Here is a 26,399-nt window from a genome sequence, read left to right as displayed (position 1 = left end):
GCTAGCCGCTACCCGGGATGACTGGCTTAACTTTTCGCACGGCTGGCGATGATTTCATCCGCTACGTTGCGCGGCGCTTCCGCGTAGTGGTGGAACTCCATGCTGTAGGTTGCTCGTCCCTGAGACATCGAGCGCAGCGTGGTGGAATAACCAAACATCTCCGCCAGCGGCACATCGGCGCGGATGATCTGGCTGCCGAAGCGCTCTTCCATCCCCTGCACCATCCCGCGACGGGAAGAGAGATCGCCCATGATATTCCCGGCGTACTCTTCCGGCGTCTCCACCTCCACATGCATCACCGGCTCAAGGATCACCGGGTCCGCTTTGCGCGCCCCTTCCCGGAATCCGAAGATCGCCGCCATGCGGAACGCCATTTCCGAGGAGTCCACGTCGTGGTACGACCCGAAGGTCAGGGTCGCTTTCACGTCAACCACCGGATAGCCCGCCAGCACGCCGGTGCCCATCGCTTCGCGCAGCCCTTTCTCCACGGAAGGGATGTACTCGCGCGGCACTACCCCGCCTTTGGTGGCGTCCTCGAAGACGAAACCGCTGCCCGGCTCCAGCGGCTCCAGGGTCAGCACGACGTGCCCGTACTGTCCTTTACCGCCGGACTGGCGCACAAATTTGCCTTCCACGTCCGTCACTTTCTTGCGCAGGGTTTCGCGGTAGGTGACCTGCGGACGACCAATGTTGGCCTCAACGCCAAACTCGCGCTTCATCCGGTCGACAATGATCTCCAGATGCAGCTCGCCCATGCCGGAGATAATCGTCTGGCCGGACTCTTCATCGGTATGCAGACGGAACGACGGATCTTCCGCCGCCAGCCGCTGCAGCGCGATGCCCATTTTCTCCTGGTCCGCTTTGGTCTTCGGCTCAATCGCCAGCGAAATCACCGGCTCCGGAAACTCCATGCGCTCAAGGGTAATAATCGCATCCGGATCGCATAGCGTATCACCGGTGGTCACATCCTTCAGCCCAACGCAGGCCGCGATATCCCCGGCGTGCAGTTCGTCAACTTCATGGCGATCGTTGGCCTGCATCAGCACGATACGCCCGATGCGCTCTTTCTTGCCCTTCACCGGGTTCCACACCGCATCGCCTTTCTTCAGCGTCCCGGAGTAGACGCGGATAAAGGTCAGCTGGCCGACGTAGGGGTCGGTTATCAGTTTGAACGCCAGCGCCGACAGCGGCTCATCGTCGCTCGGATGGCGTTCCGCCGGCTGGCCTTTCTCATCCACGCCCTGTATCGCCGGAATATCCAGCGGCGACGGCATCAGCTCCACCACCGCATCGAGCATGCGCTGCACACCTTTGTTTTTAAAGGCGCTCCCGCAGAGCACCGCCTGGATTTCCCCCTTCACCGTGCGCTGGCGCAGACCGGCGACGATCTCCGCCTCGTCCAGCTCGCCGGTTTCGAGGTATTTGTCCATCAGCGCGTCGCTGGCCTCCGCCGCCGCCGAGACCATTTTCTCCCGCCACTCGCGGGCAGTCGCCAGCAGATCGTCAGGGACCGGCCCGTAGCTGAAGGTCATGCCCTGAGTGGCGTCATCCCACAGGATGGCACGCATTTTCACCAGGTCGACGACGCCGGTGAAATGCTCTTCGGCGCCAATGGGGATGACAATCGGCACCGGGTTGGCCTTCAGGCGGTCGACCATCATCTGCACCACGCGGAAGAAATCCGCCCCGGGGCGGTCCATCTTGTTGACGAAGGCCAGCCGCGGGACATGGTATTTATTCGCCTGGCGCCAGACGGTCTCCGACTGGGGCTGCACTCCGCCGACGGAGTCATACACCATCACTGCGCCGTCGAGCACGCGCATGGAACGTTCCACCTCAATGGTGAAATCCACGTGCCCCGGGGTGTCGATGATATTGATCCGGTGCGGCTCGAAGCTGCGGTCCATACCCGGCCAGAAGCAGCTCACCGCCGCCGAGGTAATAGTGATCCCGCGCTCCTGCTCCTGGGCCATCCAGTCGGTGGTTGCCGCGCCATCGTGTACTTCACCCAGCTTATGGCTCATCCCGGTGTAAAACAGGATGCGCTCGGTGGTGGTGGTTTTACCGGCATCGATATGCGCGGAGATACCGATGTTGCGATAACGTTCGAGGGGGATGGGTCGGGGCATGATGCGTCCTTAGTCGTTTTGACTGTCAGTCTGCGGTCGGAATGATCCGCAGTTCATTTCACTGCCGCTTATGATAGTACAATTGTACGAGTATATTCGAACTATTTTGACTATTATTATGATTGGTCAGGTTGCGGCGGCGCGCGTGGTATCAGACCTGGAGTTTGGGTATAGTAGCCGCCAGCCGCCGATACGGGCTGCGACCGCCATGCGCCGCGCCAACGCCGACACAGGATTATTATGATCGCCAATCACCCCGAACGAGAACAAATTCGCCTGGAAAATGTCCTTTCCGCGCTCGGCAACCCGCTGCGACTGGAGATCATCCGCACGCTGGCCGACGGCAGCGAGCAGAGCTGCAACGCGCTGCGTCAGGAAGGGGTGGCCAAGTCCACCATGACCCACCACTGGCGCGTCCTGCGCGACAGCGGTGTGATCTGGCAGCGGCCTCAGGGACGGGAGAATATGATTTCGCTGCGCCGGGAAGATCTGGACGCCCGTTTTCCCGGCCTGCTGGATACGCTGCTGAACGTGATGCAGCAGCCATGAATCGCTAACCGACAGCCTACTCCTCCCCCGCCAGCCGCTGATACTGTCTGAAACGGGCCCGGGCATCGTCCTCCGTTTGCCGGAACAGGGCGTCCGCCAGATCCGGTGTGGTTTTGTGCAGCGCGGCATAGCGCACCTCGCCGAGCAAAAAGTCGCGGAAGCTCTCTTCCGGCTCTTCGGAGTCCAGTATAAACGGCGTTTTGCCCTCGGCTTCGCGCTGCGGATGATAGCGCCACAGGTGCCAGTATCCCGCCTCCACCGCCCGCTTCGCCTCGCGCTGACTGCAGCGCATCCCGGCTTTCAGACCGTGGTTGATACAGGCGGCGTAGGCGATCACCAGCGACGGCCCCGGCCAGGCTTCGGCCTCGGCGATGGCCCGCAGGGTCTGATCTTTATCGGCGCCCATGGCGATCTGGGCGACGTAAACATTGCCGTAGCTCATCGCCATCATGCCGAGATCTTTTTTCCGCGTGCGTTTCCCCTGCGCGGCAAATTTGGCGATCGCCGCCACCGGGGTCGACTTGGACGACTGGCCGCCGGTGTTGGAGTAGACCTCGGTATCAAACACCAGAATATTGACGTCTTCCCCGCTGGCCAGCACATGATCGAGGCCGCCGAAGCCGATATCGTAGGCCCAGCCATCGCCGCCGAAGATCCACTGCGAACGCCGGACGAAATAGTCACGGTTCTGCCAGAGCTGCTCCAGCAGCGGAACCCCCTCTTTTTCCGCCGCCAGCAACGCACTGAGGCGGTCCGCGCGTTCGCGGGTCCCCTCCCCCTCATCCTGCTGCGCCAGCCACTGCCGCATCGCGGCGTGAAGCGCGTCGCTGACCGGCAGGGCCAGGGCGCGGGTCATCTCCTCGGCGATCTGTTGGCGGATCGCCTGGCCGCCAAGCATCATGCCAAGCCCGAACTCGGCGTTATCCTCGAACAGCGAGTTTGCCCAGGCCGGCCCGTGGCCGCGGTGGTTGGTGGTATAGGGCATTGAAGGCGCGCTGGCGCCCCAAATCGAAGAACAGCCCGTGGCGTTGGCGATCAGCATCCGGTCGCCAAACAGCTGGGTGATCAGCCGGGCATAGGGTGTTTCGCCGCAGCCCGCACAGGCGCCGGAAAACTCCAGCAGCGGCGTTTCGAACTGGCTGCCTTTGACCGTCGTTTTGCGAAACGGGTTGTCTTTTGGCGCCAGCCCCAGGGCGTAATCCCAGACCGGGGCCATCGCGCGCTGGCTGTCGAGGGAGACCATCTGCAGCGCCTTGCCGCGCGACGGGCAGCTCTCCACACAGTTGCCGCAGCCGGAGCAGTCCAGCGGCGAGATAGCCAGATGATAGTGGTAGTCTTTGGCCCCCTGGGCCGGTTTGCTCAGCAGCCCGGCGGGCGCCGCGTCCTGCTCTTCAGCGCTCAGCAACGCCGGGCGGATCGCCGCATGCGGGCAGACGAAAGCGCACTGGTTACACTGGGTGCAGCCGTCGGGCTGCCAGACCGGCACCTCCAGGGCAATGCCGCGCTTCTCCCAGGCGGCGGTGCCGGAGGGAAAGGTGCCGTCTTCCATCCCGGCGAAGGCGCTCACCGGCAGCAGGTCGCCGCGCTGGCGGTTCATGGGCTGCAGAATATCGCGGATAAAGTCCGGCATCAGGGTTGTCGCCTGCGGCGCCGGCGCCTCGAGGGTCGCCCAGTGGGCGGGAACCGTCACCCGACGCAGCGCCGCCATCCCCAGCTCGATAGCCCGCTGGTTCATCTCAATGACGCTCGCCCCTTTGCTGCCATAGCTTTTCTCCACCGCCTGCTTGAGATAGTCCGCCGCGGTTTGCGGATCGATAATGGCCGTCAGCTTAAAGAACGCCGCCTGCATCAGCATGTTAAAGCGCCCGCCGAGGCCCAGCTCGCGGGCGATGTCCACCGCGTTGAGGGTATAAAAGTCGATCTTTTCCTGCGCCAGATAGCGCCGGACGCTGACCGGCAGGTGCTGCTCCAGCTCCGCCTCGGACCAGCTGCAGTTGAGCAGAAAAGTGCCCCCCGGCTTCAGCCCCTCCAGCAGGTCGTAGCGGTCGACATAGGATTGCTGAGAGCAGGCGATAAAATCGGCCCGGTGGATCAGGTAGGGCGAGGTGATCGGCCGATCGCCAAAGCGCAGGTGTGAGACGGTGATCCCCCCGGACTTTTTCGAGTCGTAGGAAAAGTAGGCCTGAGCGTAGAGCGGCGTGTTATCGCCGATGATCTTGATGGCGCTTTTGTTCGCCCCGACGGTACCATCCGAGCCCATGCCCCAGAATTTGCAGGCAGTGATCCCGGCATGGGAGACCGCCAGCGGTTCCTGCCGGGCGGGCAGCGAGGTAAAAGTGACATCATCGACAATGCCCAGGGTAAAGCCGTCCTTCGGCAGCGGCTGCCTGAGGTTATCAAACACCGCGGCGATATCGTTGGGCAGCACGTCCTTACCGCCGAGCGCGTAGCGGCCGCCGACGATCAGCGGCGCATCGTCGCGTTGATAGAAGGCGTTCTTAACGTCGAGGCACAGCGGTTCTGCCTGCGCCCCCGGCTCTTTGGTGCGGTCAAGGACGGCAATACGCTGCACGCTGGCGGGCAGTTGGGCGAAGAAGTGCGCCAGCGAGAACGGCCGATAGAGATGAACGCTGAGCAGCCCCACCTTCTCCCCCGCCGCATTGAGCGTCTCCACCACCTCCTGGACGGTGTCGCACACTGAGCCCATGGCGATAATCACCCGCTCGGCGTCCGGCGCGCCGTGGTAATTAAACAGGTGATATTCCCGCCCGGTCAGCGCGGTGATTTTCGCCATATAGCTTTCCACCAGATCGGGCAGCGCGAGGTAGAAGCGGTTACCGGCCTCCCGCTCCTGGAAGTAGATATCCGGGTTTTGCGCGGTGCCGCGGATCACCGGGTGATCCGGGTGCAGCGCCTGACGACGAAAGCGCTCCAGCGCCGGGCGGTCCAGCAGCGTCGCCAGTTGCTCATACGCCAGCACCTCGATCTTCTGTATTTCGTGCGAAGTACGAAAGCCGTCGAAGAAGTTGATAAACGGTATCCGCCCGGCGATCGCCGCCAGGTGAGCCACCGCCGACAGGTCCATCACCTGCTGAACGTTATTCTCCACCAGCATGGCGCAGCCGGTCTGGCGCACCGCCATCACGTCCTGATGGTCGCCAAAAATATTCAGCGAATTGGTCGCCAGCGCCCGGGCGCTGACGTGAAAGACGCCCGGCAGCAGCTCCCCGGCGATTTTGTATAAATTGGGGATCATCAGCAGCAGCCCCTGCGACGCGGTGTAGGTGGTGGTGAGCGCCCCCGCCTGCAGCGCGCCGTGCACCGCCCCGGCGGCACCGGCTTCAGACTGCATCTCCATCAGGCGCACCGGTCTACCAAAGAGGTTCTTTTTCCCCTTAGCGGCCCATTCATCGACATTTTCCGCCATCGGCGTGGAGGGGGTGATGGGATAGATGGCCGCCACGTCGGTAAAGGCGTAGGAGATCCAGGCCGCCGCCGCGTTGCCATCCATTGTTTTCATGTTTCCGGACATCGTTCAATCCTCGAAGGTGAGCGTTCTCTTTACCGCGACAGCCCGCGGCAAACCCTGTTTCCTCTTCAAGCACAGCCTGTGCCAGCTCGCGAATTGCCGCCTGTCGCTTATTAATTCAACAGGTTAAGGGAAGAAAGGCGCAGATCCGTCCGGCGGAATTGCGGGGAATAAGACACAGGGCGCGACAAGCTGTTGAACAGGCGACAAAGCGCCGCGCCGGGCCGGTGGCGGGAAATTGTTCTGTTTCGCACATTTGGTGGCGTTATTGTGCCGTTTGCGCAGGCCCCCTGCGCGGCCGATTTACAAAAAATACTTACTTATCAAACGCATAAATAAAAAATTACAGCTGGTATGTTCCCTGCACTTCTCTGCTGGCAAACACTCAACAACAGGAGAAGTCACCATGACCATGCGTCAATGCGCTATCTACGGTAAAGGCGGTATCGGTAAATCCACCACCACCCAGAATCTCGTCGCGGCTCTCGCCGAGATGGGTAAGAAAGTGATGATCGTCGGCTGCGATCCGAAGGCGGACTCCACCCGTCTGATCCTCCATGCGAAAGCCCAGAACACCATTATGGAGATGGCGGCGGAAGTGGGCTCGGTCGAGGATCTGGAGCTCGAAGACGTGCTGCAAATCGGCTATGGCGATGTCCGTTGCGCCGAATCCGGCGGCCCGGAGCCAGGCGTCGGCTGTGCCGGACGCGGGGTGATCACCGCCATCAACTTCCTCGAAGAAGAAGGCGCCTATGAAGAAGATCTGGATTTCGTCTTCTATGACGTCCTCGGCGATGTGGTCTGCGGCGGCTTCGCTATGCCGATCCGCGAAAACAAAGCCCAGGAGATCTACATCGTCTGCTCCGGCGAGATGATGGCGATGTATGCCGCCAACAATATCTCCAAAGGGATCGTGAAGTACGCCAAATCCGGCAAGGTACGCCTCGGCGGCCTGATCTGTAACTCGCGTAAAACCGACCGCGAAGATGAGCTGATCATCGCCCTGGCGGAGAAGCTTGGCACCCAGATGATCCACTTCGTTCCCCGCGACAACATTGTGCAGCGCGCGGAGATCCGCCGGATGACGGTGATCGAGTACGACCCGACTTGTCAGCAGGCCAACGAATATCGTCAACTGGCGCAGAAGATCGTCAATAACACCAAAAAAGTGGTGCCGACCCCCTGCACCATGGACGAGCTGGAGTCGCTGCTGATGGAGTTCGGCATCATGGAAGAAGAAGACACCAGCATCATTGGTAAAACCGCCGCTGAAGAAAACGCGGCCTGAGTACAGGATCCTCACCATGACCAACGCAACAGGCGAACGTAACCTTGCGCTCATCCAGGAAGTCCTGGAGGTGTTTCCCGAAACCGCGCGCAAAGAGCGCAGAAAGCACATGATGATCAGCGATCCGCAGATGGAGAGCGTCGGCAAGTGCATTATCTCGAACCGTAAATCGCAGCCCGGAGTGATGACCGTGCGCGGCTGCGCCTACGCCGGCTCGAAAGGGGTGGTGTTTGGGCCAATCAAAGACATGGCCCATATCTCGCACGGCCCCATCGGCTGCGGCCAGTACTCGCGCGCCGGACGGCGCAACTACTATACCGGCGTCAGCGGTGTCGACAGCTTCGGCACCCTGAACTTCACCTCTGATTTTCAGGAGCGCGATATTGTCTTCGGCGGCGATAAAAAGCTGAGCAAACTGATCGAAGAGATGGAGCTGCTGTTCCCGTTGACCAAAGGGATCACTATCCAGTCGGAGTGCCCGGTGGGCCTCATCGGCGATGACATCAGCGCCGTGGCCAACGCCAGCAGCAAGGCGCTGGAAAAACCGGTGATCCCGGTGCGCTGCGAAGGCTTTCGCGGCGTCTCACAGTCGCTGGGCCACCATATCGCCAACGACGTGGTGCGCGACTGGGTGCTGAACAATCGCGAAGGGCAGCCGTTTGCCAGCACCCCGTACGATGTCGCCATCATTGGCGATTACAACATCGGCGGCGACGCCTGGGCCTCGCGCATTCTGCTGGAAGAGATGGGGCTGCGGGTAGTGGCGCAGTGGTCCGGCGACGGCACCCTGGTGGAGATGGAGAACACCCCGTTCGTTAAGCTCAACCTCGTCCACTGCTACCGCTCGATGAACTATATCGCCCGCCATATGGAGGAGAAACATCAGATCCCGTGGATGGAATATAACTTCTTCGGCCCGACCAAAATCGCCGAATCACTGCGCAAAATCGCCGATCAATTTGATGACACCATTCGCGCCAATGCGGAAGCGGTGATCGCCAAATATGAGGGGCAGATGGCGGCCATCATCGCCAAATATCGCCCGCGGCTGGAGGGGCGCAAAGTGCTGCTGTACATGGGGGGGCTGCGGCCGCGCCACGTCATCGGCGCCTATGAGGATCTCGGGATGGAGATCATCGCCGCCGGCTACGAGTTTGCCCATAACGATGATTACGACCGCACCCTGCCGGACCTGAAAGAGGGCACTCTGCTGTTTGACGATGCCAGCAGCTATGAGCTGGAGACCTTCGTCAAAGCGCTGAAGCCCGACCTCATCGGCTCCGGGATCAAAGAGAAATATATCTTCCAGAAAATGGGGGTGCCGTTCCGCCAGATGCACTCCTGGGACTATTCCGGCCCCTATCACGGCTATGACGGCTTCGCCATCTTTGCCCGCGATATGGATATGACCCTGAACAATCCGGCGTGGAACGAACTGACTGCCCCGTGGCTGAAGTCTGCGTGATTGCCCCTTCACTATCCCGTCAGTCCACCGATTTGTGGCGCGGGAGGAGAACACCATGAGCCAAACGATCGATAAAATTCTCAGCTGTTATCCGCTGTTTGAACAGGATGAATACCAGACCCTGTTCCAGAACAAAAAGAGCCTTGAAGAGGCGCACGACGCACAGCGCGTCCAGGAGGTGTTTGCCTGGACCACCACCGCCGAGTATGAAGCGCTGAACTTCCAGCGCGAGGCGCTGACCGTCGACCCGGCCAAAGCCTGCCAGCCGCTCGGCGCCGTACTCTGCGCGCTGGGGTTCGCCGGTACCCTGCCCTACGTGCACGGCTCCCAGGGCTGCGTCGCCTATTTTCGCACCTACTTTAACCGCCATTTTAAAGAGCCGGTGGCCTGCGTCTCCGACTCCATGACCGAGGACGCGGCGGTGTTCGGCGGCAACAACAACATGAATCTGGGCCTGCAGAATGCCAGCGCGTTGTATAAACCCGAGATTATCGCCGTCTCCACCACCTGCATGGCCGAGGTGATCGGCGACGATCTGCAGGCGTTTATCGCCAATGCCAAAAAAGAGGGATTTGTCGACGACAGCATCGCCATTCCTTACGCCCATACCCCCAGCTTTATCGGCAGCCATGTCACCGGCTGGGACAATATGTTCGAAGGGTTCGCGAAGACCTTTACCGCTGACTACGCCGGGCAGCCGGGCAAACTGCAAAAGCTCAATCTGGTGACCGGATTTGAGACCTATCTCGGCAACTTCCGCGTGCTGAAGCGGATGATGGCGCAGATGGATGTCCCGTGCAGCCTGCTCTCCGACCCATCCGAGGTGCTCGACACCCCCGCCGACGGCCATTACCGGATGTACGCCGGCGGCACCAGCCAGCAGGAGATCAAAACCGCGCCGGACGCCATTGACACCCTGCTGCTGCAGCCGTGGCAGCTGGTGAAAAGCAAAAAGGTGGTTCAGGAGATGTGGAATCAGCCCGCGACGGAGGTGGCCGTTCCGTTGGGTCTGGCCGCTACCGACGCGCTGCTGATGACCGTCAGTCAGCTAACCGGCAAACCGATCGCCGACGCCCTGACCCTGGAGCGCGGCCGGCTGGTGGACATGATGCTGGACTCCCACACCTGGCTGCACGGCAAAAAATTCGGCCTCTATGGCGATCCGGATTTCGTGATGGGCCTGACGCGCTTCCTGCTGGAGCTGGGCTGCGAGCCGACGGTGATCCTCAGCCATAACGCCAATAAACGCTGGCAAAAAGCGATGAAGAAAATGCTCGATGCCTCGCCGTACGGCCAGGACAGCGAAGTGTTCATCAACTGCGACCTGTGGCACTTCCGGTCGCTGATGTTCACCCGCCAGCCGGACTTTATGATCGGTAACTCCTACGGCAAGTTTATCCAGCGCGATACCCTGGCGAAGGGCAAAGCCTTCGAAGTGCCGCTGATCCGTCTCGGCTTTCCGCTGTTCGACCGCCATCATCTGCACCGCCAGACCACCTGGGGCTATGAAGGCGCAATGAACATCGTCACGACGCTGGTGAACGCCGTGCTGGAAAAACTGGACCACGACACCAGCCAGCTGGGCAAAACCGATTACAGCTTCGACCTCGTTCGTTAACCATCAGGCGCCCCGCCGCAGGCGGGGCCAGGAGGGAGTATGCCCATCGTGATTTTCCGTGAGCGCGGCGAGGCGCTGTATGCCTATATCGCCAAACAGGATCTGGAGGCTCGGGTGCTCCAGGTCGAACATGACGAGACCGACCGCTGGGGCGGCGCGATTGCCCTTGAAGGGGGGCGTCGCTACTACGTCAATCCGCAGCCGGGGCGGCCGGTCTTCCCGATAAGCCTGCGCGCCACCCGCAGCACGCTGCTATAAGGAGCTGGAAATGTCCGATAACGATACCCTTTTCTGGCGTCTGCTGGCGCTGTTCCAGACGCTGCCGGAGCTGCAGCCGGTGCAAGTCGTCGACTGGCTGGCGCAGGAGTGCGGCGAGACCTTGACCCCGGCACGCTTAACCACCCTGACGCAGTCTCAGCTGGCCGCCAGCTTTCCTTCGGCGACGGCGGTGATGTCCCCGGCCCGCTGGGCGCGGGTCATCGCCTGCCTGCAGGGGGCGCTGCCCGGCCATTTGCGCATCGCCCGCCACCCTCAGCGAACGCCGCAGCTGCGGGTCGCCTTTTGTTCGCAGGATGGCCTGGCCATCAATGGCCATTTTGGCCAGAACCGGCTGTTTTTTATCTATACCTTCGATGACCAGGGCGGCTGGCTGGAGGATCTGCGCCGCTATGCCTCCCCTTCGGCGGTGTCTGACGCCAGCGAGATGCGCGCCAGGCTACTGAAGGATTGCCATTTGCTGTTTTGTCAGGAGATTGGCGGGCCTGCCGCCGCGAGGTTGATCCGCCATCAGATCCATCCGATGAAAGCGCCGCCGGGCACGACGATTCAGGCGCAGTGCGCCGCGGTGAGCGCGATGCTGGCCGGTCGGCTGCCGCCGTGGCTGGCGAAGCGCCTCAACCGGGATAACCCTCTGGAGGAACGTGTTTTTTAATCGTTGTGTTGTGCTTGTTGCCCGCCGACCCCGCGGGCCTTTTTTTACCCCTGCAGGGACATCCTTTCTTTCAGCAAGGCAAGCGCCGCAGGACAGGGACAAAAGTGACAGCGGGGGGTTGGGCGCATCAGGAAAATTGGCGAGAACGCAGGCGCGCATCCAGGACTGGCCGCCAGGACGGCGGCCAGAGGGCGGTCGAGACAGGGATGTCGAGTCCGCCCGTTCCGCCAGATGAAGCCGGAGTGGAGCGGACCGCGCAGCGGCAATTTTCAGCGCCATGCGGGGGGTCATGGGGGGCGGGCGAAACGCCCCCCATGCCGTTCACCCGCAGAGGGCGCGATGAAATAGAGAGGAAGGTCGGTGAACGGAATAGTCCACCTTATCGACCTTTCCCGCCATTCACCAGTCTGCAGCAATACTGTCGCGGTAAATCCAGTTATCAGCGCGATAAATCATGCCCCCCTTGTCCGATTGTTGCCTTTGTCGCAAAACCCACAACCCTTTTTCCTTAAAAATCAATCCCCCTCTCCCTGGAGCGCGAATTGCATCACCTCTCCGGTCTCCCACCGTCAACGAGGTCACTATGAAGGGAAAGGAAATTCTGGCGCTGCTGGACGAACCCGCCTGCGAGCACAACCAGAAGCAAAAATCCGGCTGCAGCGCCCCTAAGCCCGGCGCCACCGCCGGCGGCTGCGCCTTCGACGGCGCGCAGATAACGCTCCTGCCCATCGCCGACGTCGCGCACCTGGTGCACGGCCCCATCGGCTGCGCGGGCAGCTCGTGGGATAACCGCGGCAGCATCAGCGCCGGCCCGGCCCTCAACCGGCTCGGCTTTACCACCGATCTCAACGAACAGGATGTGATTATGGGCCGCGGCGAACGCCGCCTGTTCCACGCCGTGCGTCACATCGTCGACCGCTATCATCCGGCGGCGGTCTTTATCTACAACACCTGCGTACCGGCGATGGAGGGCGATGACATCGAGGCGGTATGCCAGGCCGCGCAGACCGCCACCGGCGTGCCGGTCATCGCCATTGACGCCGCCGGCTTCTACGGCAGCAAAAATCTTGGCAACCGGATGGCGGGCGATGTGATGCTCAGGCAGGTGATTGGCCAGCGCGAACCCGCCCCGTGGCCGGACAACACGCCCTTTGCCCCGGCCCAGCGCCACGATATCGGCCTGATTGGCGAATTCAATATCGCCGGCGAGTTCTGGCAGGTCCAGCCGCTGCTCGACGAGCTGGGGATCCGCGTCCTCGGCAGCCTCTCCGGCGACGGCCGCTTTGCCGAGATCCAGACCCTGCACCGGGCGCAGGCCAATATGCTGGTCTGCTCGCGGGCGCTGATCAACGTCGCCCGGGGGCTGGAGCTGCGCTACGGCACGCCGTGGTTTGAAGGCAGCTTCTACGGGATCCGCGCCACCTCCGACGCCCTGCGCCAGCTGGCGGCGCTGCTGGGGGATGACGACCTGTGCCGCCGCACCGAGGCGCTGATCGCCCGCGAGGAGCGAGCGGCGGAGCAGGCGCTGGCGCCGTGGCGCGAGCAGCTCCGCGGGCGCAAGGTGCTGCTCTACACCGGCGGCGTGAAATCCTGGTCGGTGGTCTCGGCCCTGCAGGATCTCGGCATGACCGTGGTGGCCACCGGCACGCGGAAATCCACCGAGGAGGATAAACAGCGGATCCGGGAGCTGATGGGCGACGAGGCGGTGATGCTTGAGGAGGGCAACGCCCGCACCCTGCTCGACGTGGTGTACCGCTATCAGGCGGATCTGATGATCGCCGGCGGACGCAATATGTACACCGCCTGGAAAGCCCGGCTGCCATTTCTCGATATCAATCAGGAGCGGGAGCACGCCTACGCTGGCTACCAGGGCATCATCACCCTCGCCCGCCAGCTTTGTCTGACCCTCGCCAGCCCCGTCTGGCCGCAAACGCATGCCCGCGCCCCGTGGCGCTAGGAGAACACCATGGCAGACCTTATCCGTAGCGAAAAACCGCTGGCGGTGAGCCCGATTAAAACCGGGCAACCGCTCGGGGCGATCCTCGCCAGCCTCGGGCTGGCCCAGGCCATCCCGCTGGTCCACGGCGCCCAGGGCTGCAGCGCCTTCGCCAAAGTTTTCTTTATTCAGCATTTCCATGACCCGGTGCCGCTGCAGTCGACGGCCATGGATCCGACCGCCACGATCATGGGGGCCGACGGCAATATCTTCACCGCGCTCGACACCCTCTGCCAGCGCCACAGTCCGCAGGCCATCGTGCTGCTCAGCACCGGTCTGGCGGAAGCGCAGGGCAGCGATATCGCCCGGGTGGTGCGCCAGTTTCGCGAGGCGCATCCCCGCCATAACGGGGTGGCGATCCTCACCGTCAACACCCCGGATTTTTTTGGCTCTATGGAAAACGGCTACAGCGCGGTGATCGAGAGCATCATCGAGCAGTGGGTGGCGCCGACGCCGCGGCCGGGGCAGCGCCCCCGGCGGGTCAACCTGCTGGTCAGCCACCTCTGTTCGCCAGGGGATATCGAATGGCTGAGCCGCTGCGTGGAGGCCTTTGGCCTGCAGCCGGTGGTCCTGCCGGACCTCTCGCTGTCGATGGATGGCCACCTCGGTCAGGGGGATTTTACGCCCCTGACCCAGGGCGGCGCCTCGCTGCGCCAGATTGCGCAGATGGGCCAGAGTCTGGGCAGCTTCGCCATCGGCGTGTCAATGCAGCGGGCGGCATCCCTCCTGAGCCAGCGCAGCCGGGGGGACGTGATCGCCCTGCCGCACCTGATGACTCTCGACCACTGCGATACCTTTATCCATCAGCTGGCGAAGCTGTCCGGACGCCGCGTACCGGCCTGGATTGAGCGCCAGCGCGGCCAGCTGCAGGATGCGATGATCGACTGCCATATGTGGCTGCAGGGCCAGCGCATGGCGATGGCCGCGGAGGGCGACCTGCTGGCGGCATGGTGTGATTTCGCCCGCAGCCAGGGGATCCAGCCCGGCCCGCTGGTCGCCCCCACCAGCCACCCCAGCCTGCGCCAGCTGCCGGTCGAGCAGGTGGTGCCGGGGGATCTTGAGGATCTCCAGCAGTTGCTGAGCCACCAACCCGCCGATCTGCTGGTGGCTAACTCGCACGCCCGCGATCTGGCGGAGCAGTTTGCCCTGCCGCTGATCCGCGTCGGCTTTCCCCTTTTCGACCGGCTCGGCGAGTTTCGCCGGGTCCGCCAGGGGTACGCCGGCATGCGCGACACGCTGTTTGAGCTGGCCAATCTGCTGCGCGACCGCCATCACCACACCGCCCTCTACCGCTCGCCGCTTCGCCAGGGCGCCGACCCCCAGCCGGCTTCAGGAGACACTTATGCCGCCCATTAACCGACAGTTTGAGATGGTCCACGCCGACGAGTGGTCGATGAAAGTCGCCTTCGCCAGCTCCGATTACCGCCACGTCGATCAGCATTTTGGCGCCACGCCCCGGCTGGTGGTCTACGGCGTCAAGGCGGATCGAGTCACCCTGCTGCGGGTGGTGGAGTTCCCGGTCGTCAGCGGCCATCAGACCGAGAAGATAGCCGAGCGTGTCCACGCCCTGGAGGATTGCGTCACCCTGTTCTGCGTGGCGATTGGCGAGGCGGTTTTTCGCCAGCTGCTGCAGGTGGGCGTCCGCGCCGAACGGGTTCCCGACCAAACCACCATCCTCGGCTTACTGCAGGAGATCCAGCTCTCCTGGTATGAAAAAGCGCAGCGCCGCAGCGCGCGGCAACGCGACCCGCAGCGCTTTAACCGCCTGCTGGAGGAGCAGACATGGCGGGAGGAGCCCGACCCGCAGCCCTGAGCCTGTCGTTTATGTGACAAAGCCCACAAAACGCCACAACAGTGTCGGCTCTGTCGGGGGAGCTGATTCAGCCAGATAATTAATAAATAAGGTTTTTATGCGTTGGTACTGCAATTGCTTGGGGAACAGTACCACCGCCAGTCTGCGGTGCACCGCGCCCCGGCGTTTTCGTCATCATCCCTGGAGCTGACAGCATGTGGAACTACTCCGAGAAAGTGAAAGACCATTTTTTTCATCCCCGCAACGCGCGCGTGGTCGACAACGCCAACGCGGTGGGCGATGTGGGTTCATTAAGCTGCGGCGATGCGCTGCGCCTGATGCTGCGGGTTGATCCGCACACCGAGATCATCGAGGAGGCCGGCTTCCAGACCTTCGGCTGCGGCAGCGCCATCGCCTCCTCTTCCGCGCTGACGGAGCTGATTATCGGCCACACCCTGACCGAAGCCGGGCAGATCACCAACCAGCAGATCGCCGACTACCTCGACGGTCTGCCGCCGGAGAAAATGCACTGCTCGGTGATGGGCCAGGAGGCGCTGCGTGCGGCCATCGCCCATTTTCGCGGCGAAAGCCTTGAGGAGGAGCATGAGGAGGGCAAGCTGATCTGTAAATGCTTCGGCGTCGACGAAGGGCATATTCGCCGGGCCGTGGTGAACAACGGCCTGACCACCCTCGAGGAAGTGATCAACTACACCAAGGCCGGCGGGGGCTGTACCGCCTGCCATGAAAAAATTGAGCTGGCGCTGGCGGCGATCCTCGCCCAACAGCCGCCCGCCCCCCTGCCGGCGGAGACGACCCAGGATGCGCACTGGCAAAGCGTGGTCGATACCATCAACGAGCTGCGCCCGCACATTCAGGCCGACGGCGGCGACATGACGCTGGTGAGCGTCACCCCGCGCCAGGTGACCGTCAGCCTCTCCGGCAGCTGCAGCGGCTGCATGATGACCGACATGACCCTCGCCTGGCTGCAGCAGAAGCTGATGGAGCGTACCGGAAGTTACATGGACGTGGTGGCGGCCCCGGCCGCGGTTAACTAACCCAAGGGGGATACGATGAAACCTGTTTATCTCGATAACAACGCCACCACCCGTCTCGACCCGATGGTTCTCGACGCGATGATGCCCTTTTTGACCGACTTTTACGGCAATCCGTCGTCGATACACGATTTTGGTCTGCCGGCGCAGGCCGCCCTTGAACGGGCGCACCAACAGGTGGCCGCCCTGCTCGGAGCCGACTACCCCAGCGAGATCATCTTTACCTCCTGCGCCACCGAGGCCACCACCACCGCCATCGTCTCGGCGGTGGCCCTGATGCCGGAGCGGCGCGAGATCATCACCAGCGTGGTCGAACATCCCGCCACCCTGGCGGTGTGCGAACAGCTGGAGCGCCAGGGATACCTGATCCACCGTATCGCCGTGGATCGGCAGGGGGCCCTCGATATGGCGCAGTTTCGGGCGGCGCTTAGCCCGCGCGTGGCGCTGGTCAGCATTATGTGGGCCAATAACGAAACCGGCGTCATGTTCCCGGTGCCCGAGCTGGCGGAGCTGGCCCATGAGCAGGGCGCGCTGTTTCACTGCGACGCCGTGCAGGTGGTGGGCAAAATCCCGATGGCGCTCAGCCAGACGCGGATCGATATGCTCTCCTGCTCGGCGCATAAATTCCACGGCCCCAAAGGGGTGGGCTGCCTCTGGCTGCGGCGGGGAACGCGGTTTCGCCCGCTGCTGCGCGGCGGCCACCAGGCGCATGGCCGGCGGGCCGGTACGGAAAATATCAGCGGCATTGTCGGGATGGGCGCCGCCAGCGAGCTGGCGCAGGTCCATCTCCCGGGCATGGCGCAGATTAGCCAGCTGCGCGATCGCCTTGCACACCATCTCCAGGCCACTATCCCGGCGGTAACGGTGATGGGCGGCAGCCAGCCGCGGGTGCCCGGCACGCTTAATCTGGCCTTCGAGTGCATTGAAGGCGAGGCGATCCTGCTGCTGATGAATCAGGCCGGGATCGCCGCCTCCAGCGGCAGCGCCTGCACCTCCGGCTCGCTGGAGCCGTCGCACGTCATGCGGGCGATGAATATCCCCTACACCGCGGCCCACGGCACCGTTCGCTTCTCCCTCTCGCGCTACACCCGGGAAAAAGAGATCGACTACGTCATCGCCGCCCTGCCGCCCATTATCGACCGGCTGCGCGCCCTGTCGCCCTACTGGCGGAACGGCCAGCCGCACCTGCAGGATGGCGCCTTCACGCCGGTCTACGGTTAAGACGGAGAGACGAAAATGGGACGCGTACTGATCAATGACACCACCCTGCGCGATGGCGAACAGAGTCCCGGCGTGGCCTTCCAGGCCAGCGAAAAAATCGCCATCGCCGAGGCGCTGTACGCGGCGGGGATCGAGGCGCTGGAGGTCGGCACCCCGGCGATGGGCGAGGAGGAGTGCGCCCGTATCCGGCTGGTGCGCCGTCAGCTCCCGGGCGCCACGCTGATGACCTGGTGCCGAATGCAGGCCGGCGAAATTCGCCAGAGCGCCGAGCTGGGCATGGACTGGGTGGATATCTCCATTCCCGCCTCCGACAAGCTGCGGCAGTACAAACTGCGCGAGAGCTTACCGCTGCTGCTGGAGCGGCTGGCGGCCCTGATCCACCTCGCCCACACCCTTGGCCTGAAGGTCTGCATTGGCTGTGAGGACGCCTCGCGAGCCAGCGACGCGACGCTGCAGGACATTGCCCGGCAGGCCGGCGAGGCGGGAGCCACCCGTCTGCGCTATGCCGATACCCTCGGTATCCTCGACCCGTTCACTACCGCGGCGCAGATCGCCGCCCTGCGCCGCGTCTGGCCCGGCGAACTCGAGATGCACGCCCATAACGATCTGGGCCTGGCTACCGCCAACACCCTGGCGGCGGTCCGCGCCGGGGCCACCAGCGTGAACACCACCGTGCTGGGCCTGGGCGAACGCGCGGGCAACGCGGCGCTGGAGACCGTGGCGCTCGGGCTGGAGCGCTGCCTGGGCGTCGAGACCGGGGTGCGTTTCACCGCCCTGCCGGCGCTGTGCGAACAGGTGGCCCTCGCCACCCGCCGCCCGGTGGATCCCCAGCAGCCGCTGGTGGGTGAGCTGGTCTTTACCCACGAATCCGGCGTGCACGTCGCGGCGCTGCTGCGCGACAGCGAGAGCTATCAGGCGATCGACCCCGCCCTGCTGGGCCGCGGCTATCGGCTGGTGCTGGGCAAACACTCTGGTCGCCAGGCGGTTAACGGCGTCTTCGACCGGATGGGCTATCACCTGACGTCAGCGCAAATTGACCAGCTGCTGCCCGCGCTCCGCCACTTTGCGGAAACCGGTAAACGCAGCCCGCGGGATGATGAGCTGGCGGCAATCTTTCACGCGCTCTGCGGCGCCGAAACGCTGCAGGCCAGGGGGTAAGCATGGAGTGGTTTTATCAGATCCCCGGCGTAGACGACCTGCGCTCCGCCGACGCCTTCTTTCAGTTTTTCGCCGTTCCCTACCAGCCCGAGCGTCTGGCCCATTGCAGCCTGCCGGTGCTGGCCGCCTTTCACCGTAAGCTGAAGGCGGAAGTGCCTCTGCTCAACCAGCTGGAGGAGAACCCGCGCGCGCACTGGCTGCTGGCGCGCCGGCTGCTGGCGGAGAGTTATCAGCAACAGTTCGAGGAGAACAGGCCATGAGACCCACATTCACCTTTAGCGAAGCGGTCCGCGTCGTGCGCGCCATCCGCAACGATGGCACCTATGCGGGCCTGCCATCCGGCGCCCTGCTGGTGCGCCGGGGCAGCATCGGCTATGTCCGCGACTGGGGGGTGTTCTTGCAGGACCAGATCATCTACCAGATCCACTTCCCGGACTGTGACCGGGTTGTCGGCTGCCGCGAACAGGAGCTGATTGCCGGCGATCGGCCCTGGCTGGCGGGGAATCTGCAGTATGGCGATAACGTCACCTGCCAGACGGCGCTGACGTTGCAGGGCGAAGTGGTGGTCAACGTCGGTCAGCAGGGGCGCATTGAAGCCACCGATCGGGGCGAGCGCGGCGACGGCTATATCGTCGACTTCGGCGGCCGCTGGTTCCAGGTGCCGGTGACCGCGCTGGCCCTGGCAGAGGAGGAAGAATAATGCAGCCATGGCAACGATTTGGCCGGCGGCGGCTGGCGCAGAGCCGCTGGAACTGCGAACCGGCGGCCATCGCCGCGGCGGACCGGGAGGCCTTCGAGGCGGCCTGGCAGCGTCAGGCCAGCGTGGAGCAGGCGCTGGTCGCCCAGGTCGCGGCGGAGGCGATCCCCGCCGCGCTACGGGAAGGCCTCGCCGCTTCGCTGGGCGCCTGGCTGGATGAGGGCGGGTTTACCCCGCCGGAGCGGGCGGCGATCGTCCTGCACCATGCCCGGCTGGAAACCGCCTTCGCCGGGATTGCCAGCCAGGCGCCGCAGCCGGATCCCGCCACGGTGCAGGCCTGGTATCTGCGGCATCAGGCGCAGTTTATCCGCCCGGAACAGCGCCTGACCCGCCATCTGCTGCTCACCGTCGATGGCGATGAGCAGGCGGTTTACTCGCGCATCCAGGCGCTTCATGGGCAAATCGCGGCCTCCCGCGAGGCGTTTGCGCCGCTGGCCCAGCGACACTCCCACTGTCCGAGCGCGCTGGACGGCGGACTGCTGGGGTGGATCGGCCGGGGGCTGCTTTATCCGCAGCTGGAGGAGGCCCTGTTTGCGCTGACGGAAAACGCGCTGAGCGCGCCGGTGGCCAGCGAGCTGGGCTGGCACCTGGTATGGTGCGAAGCCATCCGCCCCGCCGCGCCGATGACGCCTGAGCAGGCGCTGGAAAGCGCCCGCGATTACCTCAGTCAACAGAGCCAGCGCCGCCACCAGCGCCAGTGGCTGGCTGAGATGTTAGCGCGCCAGCCGGGGCTGTGCGGGTAGCCGACAGGCTACCCGCCATCGCCTACAGCAGATGCGGTTTAATCTCCTCAAGCCAGGTCGCCAGACGCGCGTCGGTCTCGTCGAACTGGTTATCCTGGTCCAGCACCAGCCCGACAAACCGCTCCCCCTCCAGCGCAGATGAGGCGCTGAACTCATACCCCTCGTTCGGCCAGCTGCCGATCATCGTCGCCCCGCGGGCGCGCAGGGCGTCGTACAGCGGCCGCAGCCCGCTGGCGAAGTTATCGGGATAGCCGCGCTGATCGCCGAGGCCAAACAGCGCCACCGTTTTCCCCTGCAGGCTGACGTCGCCGAGGGTCTGAAGAAATTCCGCCCACGACTCGCTCTCGCCCCCGGCCTCAAGGCCCGGCAGCTGGCCGTCGCCAAGCGTCGGCGTGCCCAGCAGCAGCGCCGGGTAGGCCAGCAGGTCCGCCAGCGTGGCGCGGTTAATATTGACCGGGGCGGCGGCGGCCTCCCCTAATTGCTTGTGGATCATTTTCGCGATTTTGCGGGTTTTACCGGTATCGGTGCCAAAGAAAATGCCAATGTTCGCCATAGTACGCTCCTGTCGGAATGGTGTCGGAAATAGGGATAACCGCAGGGGTATTGCGAAGGCTGTGCCAGGTTGCCCTGCACCGTGACGGCCCATCCCTGCCCCATCAGGATCGCTTCCCGCCGCAGCAGCGCCCGCGAAAGGCGGCCCCGGCGGGCCGAAAGGTAAAAATCAGCGGATTTTCCCCCTGTCGGATCAATGTTTCGTTCGGTCGTTTCGATAAGGGCGCACAGTTTGCATGGTTATCCGGGTTCGGCTCAGCCCGCCGCGATCCGCGCAGGGTGTCGGACAATTTGTCATAACTGCGACACAGGAGTTTACGATGACCCTGAATATGATGCTCGATAACGCCGCGCCGGAAGCCATCGCCGGCGCGCTGACTCAACAACATCCGGGGCTGTTTTTTACCATGGTGGAACAGGCCTCGGTGGCGATCTCACTCACCGACGCCAGCGCCAGGATCATCTACGCCAACCCGGCGTTTTGCCGCCAGACCGGCTATTCGCTGGCGCAATTGTTAAATCAGAACCCGCGCCTGCTGGCCAGCAGCCAGACGCCGCGCGAGATCTATCAGGAGATGTGGCACACCCTGCTCCAGCGTCAGCCGTGGCGCGGCCAGTTGATTAACCAGCGGCGTGACGGCGGCCTGTACCTGGTGGAGATTGACATCACTCCGGTGCTCAGTCCGCAGGGGGAACTGGAGCACTATCTGGCGATGCAGCGGGATATCAGCGTCAGCTATACCCTGGAGCAGCGGCTGCGCAACCATATGACCCTGATGGAGGCGGTGCTGAATAATATTCCCGCCGCCGTGGTGGTGGTGGACGAGCAGGATCGGGTGGTGATGGACAACCTCGCCTATAAAACCTTCTGCGCCGACTGCGGCGGCCGGGAGCTGCTCACCGAGCTGCAGGTCTCCCCTGGCCGAATGACGCCCGGCGTGGAACAGATCCTGCCGGTGGCGATCCGCGGGGCCGCGCGCTGGCTGTCGGTGACCTGCTGGCCGCTGCCCGGCGTCAGCGAAGAGGCCAGCCGCTACTTTATCGACAGCGCCCTGGCGCGAAGCCTGGTGGTGATCGCCGACTGTACCCAGCAGCGCCAGCAGCAGGAGCAGGGCCGCCTCGACCGGCTGAAGCAGCAAATGACCGCCGGCAAGCTGCTGGCGGCGATCCGCGAGTCGCTGGACGCCGCGCTGATCCAGCTGAACTGCCCGATTAACATGCTGGCGGCGGCCCGTCGGCTGAACGGCGAGAGCAGCGGCAACGTGGCGCTGGAGGCCGCCTGGCGAGAAGGGGAAGAGGCGATGGCCCGGCTCCAGCGCTGTCGCCCGTCGCTGGAACTCGAAAGCCCCGCCGTCTGGCCGCTGCAGCCCTTTTTCGACGACCTGTGCGCCCTCTACCGCACCCGCTTCGATCCCGAGGGGCTACAGCTGGAAATGGCCTCACCGCATCTGATCGGTTTTGGCCAGCGCACTCAGCTGCTGGCGTGCTTAAGCCTGTGGCTCGACCGCACCCTGGCCCTCGCCGCCGAGCTGCCTTCCGTCCCGCTGGCGATGCAGCTCTATGCCGAGGAAAACGACGGCTGGCTGGCGCTGTACCTGACCGACAACGTGCCGCTGCTGCAGGTGCGCTACGCCCACTCCCCCGACGCGCTGAATTCGCCGGGCAAAGGCATGGAGCTGCGGCTGATCCAGACCCTGGTGGCGCACCATCGCGGGGCCATCGAGCTGGCTTCCCGGCCGCAGGGCGGCACCTGCCTGACCCTGCGTTTCCCGCTGTTTAACACCCTGAACGGAGGTGAAGCATGATCCCCGAATCCGACCCGGACACCACCGTCAGACGCTTCGACCTCTCTCAGCAGTTCACCGCCATGCAGCGGATAAGCGTGGTGCTGAGCCGCGCCACCGAGGCCAGCAAAACGCTACAGGAGGTGCTCAGCGTATTGCACAACGATGCCTTTATGCAGCATGGGATGATCTGTCTTTACGACAGCGAGCAGGAGATCCTCAGTATCGAAGCGCTGCAGCAAACCGAGCAGCAGACCCTCCCCGGCAGCGCGCAGATCCGCTATCGTCCCGGCGAGGGGCTGGTGGGGACGGTGCTGGCCCAGGGGCAGTCGCTGGTGCTGCCGCGGGTCGCCGACGATCAGCGTTTTCTCGACCGTCTGAGCCTCTACGATTATGACCTGCCGTTTATCGCCGTGCCGCTGATGGGGCCCAACGCCCGGCCCATGGGAGTGCTGGCGGCCCAGCCGATGGCGCGCCAGGAAGAGCGGCTGCCGGCCTGCACCCGCTTTCTCGAAACCGTCGCCAACCTCATCGCCCAGACCATCCGGTTGATGATCCTCCCGGCCTCCGCCACCCTGCCGGGCCGCCAGCCGCCGAAGGTGGAACGGCCGCCGGCCTGCTCGTCGTCGCGCGGGGTGGGCCTTGACAATATGGTCGGCAAGAGCCCGGCGATGCGCCAGATCGTGGAGGTGATCCGCCAGGTTTCGCGCTGGGACACCACCGTGCTGGTGCGCGGCGAAAGCGGCACCGGGAAGGAGCTGATCGCCAATGCCATCCACCACCATTCGCCGCGGGCTGGCGCCGCCTTCGTCAAATTTAACTGCGCGGCGCTGCCGGACAACCTGCTGGAAAGCGAACTGTTCGGCCATGAAAAAGGCGCCTTTACCGGGGCGGTGCGCCAGCGTAAGGGGCGTTTTGAGCTGGCGGATGGTGGCACCCTGTTTCTCGACGAGATTGGCGAAAGCAGCGCCTCATTCCAGGCTAAGCTGCTGCGCATCCTCCAGGAGGGGGAGATGGAGCGGGTCGGCGGCGATGAGACCCTGCGGGTGAATGTCCGCATCATCGCTGCCACCAACCGCCACCTGGAGGAGGAGGTCCGGCTGGGCCACTTCCGCGAGGATCTTTACTATCGCCTGAACGTGATGCCCATCGCCCTGCCCCCGCTGCGCGAGCGTCAGGAGGACATCGCCGAGCTGGCGCACTTTCTGGTGCGCAAAATTGGCCAGCATCAGGGGCGCACGCTGCGGATCAGCGAGGGGGCGATCCGCCTGCTGATGGAGTACAGCTGGCCGGGCAACGTCCGCGAACTGGAGAACTGCCTCGAACGATCGGCGGTGATGTCCGAGAGCGGCCTGATCGATCGCGACGTGATCCTCTTCACCCACCAGGAACGTCCGGCCAAAGCCCTGCCCGCCAGCGGGCCAGCGGAAGACAGCTGGCTGGACAACAGCCTGGATGAACGCCAGCGGCTGATCGCCGCGCTGGAAAAAGCCGGCTGGGTGCAGGCCAAGGCGGCGCGGCTGCTGGGGATGACGCCGCGCCAGGTCGCCTACCGGATCCAGATCATGGATATCACCCTGCCGCGTCTGTAGGCCGCGGTGTCAGGTTCAGGACATTGTCGCCCGTGCGGCGGGAACACGACAATATTTTGCCGCAGGGAAGCGGAATAACTCATTATTTTTCAGTGTGATATAAAATCGCTCTCTGGTATGCCCTTTGCAGCAGGAAGGTATCGCCCAACCAAGAAGGTACGACCATGACTTCCTGCTCTTCTTTTTCCGGCGGCAACGCCTGTCAGTCGGCGGACGCCAGCGCGTTAGCGCCGCGAGTGGCCGATAAGGTCGCCGCGCACCCCTGCTACTCCCGCAGCGGGCACCACCGTTTCGCCCGGATGCATCTCCCGGTCGCCCCGGCCTGCAATCTGCAGTGCAACTACTGCAACCGTAAATTCGACTGCAGCAATGAATCCCGCCCCGGGGTGTCATCGACGCTGCTGACCCCCGAGCAGGCGGTGCTGAAAGTGCGCCAGGTGGCCCAGGCCATTCCGCAGCTGTCGGTGGTTGGCATTGCCGGGCCCGGCGATCCGCTGGCCAATATGACCCGCACCTTCCGCACCCTGGAGCTGGTCCGCGACCAGCTTCCGGACCTGAAATTATGCCTGTCGACCAACGGGCTGATGCTGCCCGACGCGGTGGATCGCCTGCTGGAGGTCGGCGTGGATCACGTTACGGTGACCATCAACACTCTGGATGCCGAGATCGCCGGGCAAATCTACGCCTGGCTGTGGCTCGACGGCGAACGCTACCGCGGCCGGGAAGCCGGGGAGATCCTGATAGCCCGCCAGCTGGAGGGGGTCCGCAGGCTAACCAACGCCGGGGTGCTGGTCAAGATAAACTCGGTGCTGATCCCGGGGATCAACGACAGCGGCATGGCCGAGGTCAGCCGTTGTTTGCGGGAAAGCGGCGCGTTTATTCACAATATTATGCCGCTGATTGCCAGACCGGAGCACGGCACGGTCTTTGGCCTCAACGGCCAGCCAGAGCCAGACGCCGGGATGCTCGCCGCGATCCGCAGCCAGTGCGGGGCAGCGATGCCGCAGATGACCCACTGCCACCAGTGCCGCGCCGACGCCATCGGCATGCTGGGCGAAGATCGCAGCCAGCAGTTTACCCAGCTTCCGGACCCGGACAGCCTCCCCGACTGGCTACCCATCCTCCACCAACGCGCCGAACTTCATGCCAGCCTCGCCACCCGGGGAGAGTCGGAGGCGGATGACGCCTGTCTGGTGGCGGTAGCCTCCAGCCGCGGCGAGGTGATTGATTGTCATTTTGGCCATGCCGACCGCTTCTCGATCTACAGCCTGTCGGCCGCCGGCATGGTGCTGGTAGGCGAGCGCTTTACGCCGAAATATTGCCGCGGCGCGGGGGAGTGCGAACCGCAGGAGAACGAGGCCAGACTGGCGGCGCTCCTCGCGCTGCTAGCCGACGTGAAAGCGGTGTTCTGCGTGCGTATCGGCCATACGCCATGGCAACAGCTCGAGCGACAGGGCATTGAGCCGCAGGTGGACGGCGCGTGGCGGTCGGTCGCCGAGGTGCTGCCCGCCTGGTGGCAGCGGCGGCGACAGAGCCTGGCGGCATCGCGTCTGCGTCAGGGGGTCGCCTGATGGCGCCGGTTGACTGGTTGACCCGCCTGTGGCGACTGTATCACGCCGGAAAAGGCTGCTTTCCGCTGCGGATGGGTCTGAGCGTCGAGGCGTGGCTGGCCCTGCAGCAGCGGTTGGGTGAGATGGCGACGCCGCTGGACAGCGAGGCGCTGAGCCGCCGCCGGCTGATGACGGAGCTGAATGCCACCCGCGACGAAGAGCGCCGCCAGCTGGCGCGGTGGCTGGCGGAGTGGATGGCGCCGGGAGCCGAACCGATGGCGCCGATCGTCGCCGGGGCGGCGCTGGCGTTTAATCATCTGTGGGAGGATCTGGGTCTGGATTCGCGGGCGGAACTGGGCCGGCTGATGCGCGACTGCTTTCCGCAGCTGGTGGCGCAGAACGTCCACCATATGCGCTGGAAAAAGTTCTTTTATCGCCAGCGCTGCCTGCAGTCGCAGGGGGAGATCGTCTGCCGCTCGCCGAGCTGCGACGAGTGCCTGGAGCGCAGCCTCTGCTTCGAACCGCCGCCGCAATAAACAACCCGCAGGTGTCCTGACCGCTAACCCAATACTGCTTCTGTTTTACCGCTTTACGCGAATATCTGCCGGGTGGCGCTTCGCTTACCCGGCCTACAAAGCCATTTATATATCAGAAGGTTATTCATTACCGTAGGCCCGGCAAGCGCAGCGCCGC

22 protein-coding genes are annotated in these 26,399 nt (G+C 63.8%); 19 read left to right on the top strand and 3 right to left on the bottom strand.

All coding sequences use genetic code 11. The features are described 5' to 3' along the window. Positions 1 to 26 precede the first annotated feature (26 nt). Positions 27 to 2,129: an elongation factor G gene (fusA, locus tag ACLH1I_RS02250; RefSeq protein WP_198080110.1), complete on the bottom strand. Its 2,103-nt coding sequence runs from the start codon at positions 2,127 to 2,129 to the stop codon at positions 27 to 29. Positions 2,130 to 2,369: 240 nt separating this feature from the next. Here fusA and ACLH1I_RS02245 point away from each other — a divergent pair, with 240 nt between their 5' ends. Next, a complete protein-coding gene (locus ACLH1I_RS02245) occupies positions 2,370 to 2,678 on the top strand; it encodes an ArsR/SmtB family transcription factor (protein WP_151628751.1) in 309 nt (102 codons plus the stop codon). Between the two features lie 16 nt (positions 2,679 to 2,694). Here ACLH1I_RS02245 and nifJ read toward each other — a convergent pair whose 3' ends face one another. Beyond that, positions 2,695 to 6,210 carry a pyruvate:ferredoxin (flavodoxin) oxidoreductase gene (gene nifJ, locus ACLH1I_RS02240; RefSeq protein ID WP_099441894.1) on the bottom strand — a complete coding sequence of 1,172 codons (3,516 nt, stop codon included), beginning with the start codon at positions 6,208 to 6,210 and terminating at the stop codon, positions 2,695 to 2,697. Between the two features lie 403 nt (positions 6,211 to 6,613). Here nifJ and nifH point away from each other — a divergent pair, with 403 nt between their 5' ends. The 14 genes from nifH (at position 6,614) to nifM (ending at position 20,228) form a co-directional block, all read left to right on the top strand. Continuing rightward, positions 6,614 to 7,495, top strand: a complete 882-nt coding sequence (gene nifH, locus ACLH1I_RS02235) for a nitrogenase iron protein (protein WP_004203553.1) — start codon at positions 6,614 to 6,616, stop codon at positions 7,493 to 7,495. 16 nt (positions 7,496 to 7,511) lie between these two features. Next, positions 7,512 to 8,960, top strand: a complete 1,449-nt coding sequence (nifD, locus tag ACLH1I_RS02230) for a nitrogenase molybdenum-iron protein alpha chain (protein WP_004203555.1) — start codon at positions 7,512 to 7,514, stop codon at positions 8,958 to 8,960. Positions 8,961 to 9,015: 55 nt separating this feature from the next. Beyond that, positions 9,016 to 10,578: a nitrogenase molybdenum-iron protein subunit beta gene (gene nifK / locus ACLH1I_RS02225; RefSeq protein WP_151628753.1), complete on the top strand. Its 1,563-nt coding sequence runs from the start codon at positions 9,016 to 9,018 to the stop codon at positions 10,576 to 10,578. A gap of 39 nt (positions 10,579 to 10,617) precedes the next feature. Beyond that, positions 10,618 to 10,836, top strand: coding sequence for a putative nitrogen fixation protein NifT (gene nifT, locus ACLH1I_RS02220; protein ID WP_004203557.1), 219 nt, complete (start codon positions 10,618 to 10,620; stop codon positions 10,834 to 10,836). Between the two features lie 10 nt (positions 10,837 to 10,846). Continuing rightward, positions 10,847 to 11,509 carry a NifB/NifX family molybdenum-iron cluster-binding protein gene (locus ACLH1I_RS02215; protein WP_151628755.1) on the top strand — a complete coding sequence of 221 codons (663 nt, stop codon included), beginning with the start codon at positions 10,847 to 10,849 and terminating at the stop codon, positions 11,507 to 11,509. A 583-nt stretch (positions 11,510 to 12,092) separates the two neighbouring features. After that, complete coding sequence (gene nifE / locus ACLH1I_RS02210; protein ID WP_004203560.1) at positions 12,093 to 13,466, top strand: nitrogenase iron-molybdenum cofactor biosynthesis protein NifE; 1,374 nt, start codon at positions 12,093 to 12,095, stop codon at positions 13,464 to 13,466. Positions 13,467 to 13,475: 9 nt separating this feature from the next. Beyond that, positions 13,476 to 14,861: a nitrogenase iron-molybdenum cofactor biosynthesis protein NifN gene (gene nifN / locus ACLH1I_RS02205; protein ID WP_049003986.1), complete on the top strand. Its 1,386-nt coding sequence runs from the start codon at positions 13,476 to 13,478 to the stop codon at positions 14,859 to 14,861. Beyond that, positions 14,848 to 15,318, top strand: coding sequence for a NifB/NifX family molybdenum-iron cluster-binding protein (locus ACLH1I_RS02200; protein WP_065877377.1), 471 nt, complete (start codon positions 14,848 to 14,850; stop codon positions 15,316 to 15,318). Before nifN ends, ACLH1I_RS02200 begins: the two co-directional genes overlap by 14 nt. Positions 15,319 to 15,512: 194 nt before the next feature. Continuing rightward, entirely contained in the window at positions 15,513 to 16,352 is an 840-nt protein-coding gene (gene nifU / locus ACLH1I_RS02195; RefSeq protein WP_004203564.1) for a Fe-S cluster assembly protein NifU, read from the top strand. Between the two features lie 15 nt (positions 16,353 to 16,367). Beyond that, a complete protein-coding gene (gene nifS, locus ACLH1I_RS02190; protein WP_049003989.1) occupies positions 16,368 to 17,570 on the top strand; it encodes a cysteine desulfurase NifS in 1,203 nt (400 codons plus the stop codon). A gap of 15 nt (positions 17,571 to 17,585) precedes the next feature. Further along, the gene (gene nifV / locus ACLH1I_RS02185) at positions 17,586 to 18,728 is read left to right on the top strand and encodes a homocitrate synthase (protein ID WP_032456840.1); all 1,143 of its coding nucleotides are present in this window, start codon (positions 17,586 to 17,588) and stop codon (positions 18,726 to 18,728) included. 2 nt (positions 18,729 to 18,730) lie between these two features. Beyond that, a complete protein-coding gene (locus tag ACLH1I_RS02180) occupies positions 18,731 to 18,988 on the top strand; it encodes a nitrogenase-stabilizing/protective protein NifW (protein WP_004203568.1) in 258 nt (85 codons plus the stop codon). Beyond that, positions 18,985 to 19,428, top strand: a complete 444-nt coding sequence (locus ACLH1I_RS02175) for a nitrogen fixation protein NifZ (protein WP_004203569.1) — start codon at positions 18,985 to 18,987, stop codon at positions 19,426 to 19,428. The genes ACLH1I_RS02180 and ACLH1I_RS02175 overlap by 4 nt, the downstream gene beginning before the upstream one ends. After that, positions 19,428 to 20,228, top strand: coding sequence for a nitrogen fixation protein NifM (gene nifM, locus ACLH1I_RS02170; protein WP_004203570.1), 801 nt, complete (start codon positions 19,428 to 19,430; stop codon positions 20,226 to 20,228). Before ACLH1I_RS02175 ends, nifM begins: the two co-directional genes overlap by 1 nt. Positions 20,229 to 20,250: 22 nt before the next feature. Here nifM and ACLH1I_RS02165 read toward each other — a convergent pair whose 3' ends face one another. Then, positions 20,251 to 20,781, bottom strand: coding sequence for a flavodoxin (locus tag ACLH1I_RS02165; RefSeq protein WP_004203572.1), 531 nt, complete (start codon positions 20,779 to 20,781; stop codon positions 20,251 to 20,253). A gap of 319 nt (positions 20,782 to 21,100) precedes the next feature. Between ACLH1I_RS02165 and nifL the strand changes: the two genes are divergently transcribed. The 4 genes from nifL (at position 21,101) to ACLH1I_RS02145 (ending at position 26,242) form a co-directional block, all read left to right on the top strand. Next, positions 21,101 to 22,585 (top strand): nitrogen fixation negative regulator NifL, encoded by a 1,485-nt coding sequence (gene nifL / locus ACLH1I_RS02160; protein ID WP_004203573.1) that lies wholly within the window; start codon positions 21,101 to 21,103, stop codon positions 22,583 to 22,585. Next, positions 22,582 to 24,156 carry a nif-specific transcriptional activator NifA gene (gene nifA / locus ACLH1I_RS02155; RefSeq protein WP_004203574.1) on the top strand — a complete coding sequence of 525 codons (1,575 nt, stop codon included), beginning with the start codon at positions 22,582 to 22,584 and terminating at the stop codon, positions 24,154 to 24,156. The genes nifL and nifA overlap by 4 nt, the downstream gene beginning before the upstream one ends. Before the next feature lie 164 nt (positions 24,157 to 24,320). Further along, positions 24,321 to 25,727 (top strand): nitrogenase cofactor biosynthesis protein NifB, encoded by a 1,407-nt coding sequence (nifB, locus tag ACLH1I_RS02150; RefSeq protein WP_049003992.1) that lies wholly within the window; start codon positions 24,321 to 24,323, stop codon positions 25,725 to 25,727. Continuing rightward, positions 25,727 to 26,242: a nitrogen fixation protein NifQ gene (locus ACLH1I_RS02145; RefSeq protein WP_004203576.1), complete on the top strand. Its 516-nt coding sequence runs from the start codon at positions 25,727 to 25,729 to the stop codon at positions 26,240 to 26,242. The genes nifB and ACLH1I_RS02145 overlap by 1 nt, the downstream gene beginning before the upstream one ends. The last annotated feature ends 157 nt before the right edge of the window (positions 26,243 to 26,399 follow it).

Origin of the sequence: Klebsiella sp. 1SOBk10mer (genome assembly GCF_046602535.1) — a bacterium.
Taxonomy (GTDB): Bacteria; Pseudomonadota; Gammaproteobacteria; order Enterobacterales; family Enterobacteriaceae; genus Klebsiella; species Klebsiella quasipneumoniae.
Note: the sequence above shows the minus strand (reverse complement) of the source record. Positions and strands in the feature narration are given on the sequence as shown.

Excerpts from the sequence above, each read along its gene's own strand:
- fusA (WP_198080110.1), bottom strand. The coding sequence starts at position 2,129 with ATGCCCCGACCCATCCCCCTCGAACGTTATCGCAACATCGGTATCTCC.
- ACLH1I_RS02215 (WP_151628755.1), top strand. The coding sequence starts at position 10,847 with ATGTCCGATAACGATACCCTTTTCTGGCGTCTGCTGGCGCTGTTCCAG.
- nifM (WP_004203570.1), top strand. The coding sequence starts at position 19,428 with ATGCAGCCATGGCAACGATTTGGCCGGCGGCGGCTGGCGCAGAGCCGC.
- nifA (WP_004203574.1), top strand. The coding sequence starts at position 22,582 with ATGATCCCCGAATCCGACCCGGACACCACCGTCAGACGCTTCGACCTC.
- nifH (WP_004203553.1), top strand. The coding sequence starts at position 6,614 with ATGACCATGCGTCAATGCGCTATCTACGGTAAAGGCGGTATCGGTAAA.
- ACLH1I_RS02200 (WP_065877377.1), top strand. The coding sequence starts at position 14,848 with ATGCCGCCCATTAACCGACAGTTTGAGATGGTCCACGCCGACGAGTGG.
- nifD (WP_004203555.1), top strand. The coding sequence starts at position 7,512 with ATGACCAACGCAACAGGCGAACGTAACCTTGCGCTCATCCAGGAAGTC.
- ACLH1I_RS02180 (WP_004203568.1), top strand. The coding sequence starts at position 18,731 with ATGGAGTGGTTTTATCAGATCCCCGGCGTAGACGACCTGCGCTCCGCC.
- nifN (WP_049003986.1), top strand. The coding sequence starts at position 13,476 with ATGGCAGACCTTATCCGTAGCGAAAAACCGCTGGCGGTGAGCCCGATT.
- nifV (WP_032456840.1), top strand. The coding sequence starts at position 17,586 with ATGGGACGCGTACTGATCAATGACACCACCCTGCGCGATGGCGAACAG.
- ACLH1I_RS02145 (WP_004203576.1), top strand. The coding sequence starts at position 25,727 with ATGGCGCCGGTTGACTGGTTGACCCGCCTGTGGCGACTGTATCACGCC.
- nifB (WP_049003992.1), top strand. The coding sequence starts at position 24,321 with ATGACTTCCTGCTCTTCTTTTTCCGGCGGCAACGCCTGTCAGTCGGCG.
- nifL (WP_004203573.1), top strand. The coding sequence starts at position 21,101 with ATGACCCTGAATATGATGCTCGATAACGCCGCGCCGGAAGCCATCGCC.
- nifJ (WP_099441894.1), bottom strand. The coding sequence starts at position 6,210 with ATGTCCGGAAACATGAAAACAATGGATGGCAACGCGGCGGCGGCCTGG.
- ACLH1I_RS02245 (WP_151628751.1), top strand. The coding sequence starts at position 2,370 with ATGATCGCCAATCACCCCGAACGAGAACAAATTCGCCTGGAAAATGTC.
- nifU (WP_004203564.1), top strand. The coding sequence starts at position 15,513 with ATGTGGAACTACTCCGAGAAAGTGAAAGACCATTTTTTTCATCCCCGC.
- nifT (WP_004203557.1), top strand. The coding sequence starts at position 10,618 with ATGCCCATCGTGATTTTCCGTGAGCGCGGCGAGGCGCTGTATGCCTAT.
- ACLH1I_RS02175 (WP_004203569.1), top strand. The coding sequence starts at position 18,985 with ATGAGACCCACATTCACCTTTAGCGAAGCGGTCCGCGTCGTGCGCGCC.
- nifS (WP_049003989.1), top strand. The coding sequence starts at position 16,368 with ATGAAACCTGTTTATCTCGATAACAACGCCACCACCCGTCTCGACCCG.
- ACLH1I_RS02165 (WP_004203572.1), bottom strand. The coding sequence starts at position 20,781 with ATGGCGAACATTGGCATTTTCTTTGGCACCGATACCGGTAAAACCCGC.
- nifE (WP_004203560.1), top strand. The coding sequence starts at position 12,093 with ATGAAGGGAAAGGAAATTCTGGCGCTGCTGGACGAACCCGCCTGCGAG.
- nifK (WP_151628753.1), top strand. The coding sequence starts at position 9,016 with ATGAGCCAAACGATCGATAAAATTCTCAGCTGTTATCCGCTGTTTGAA.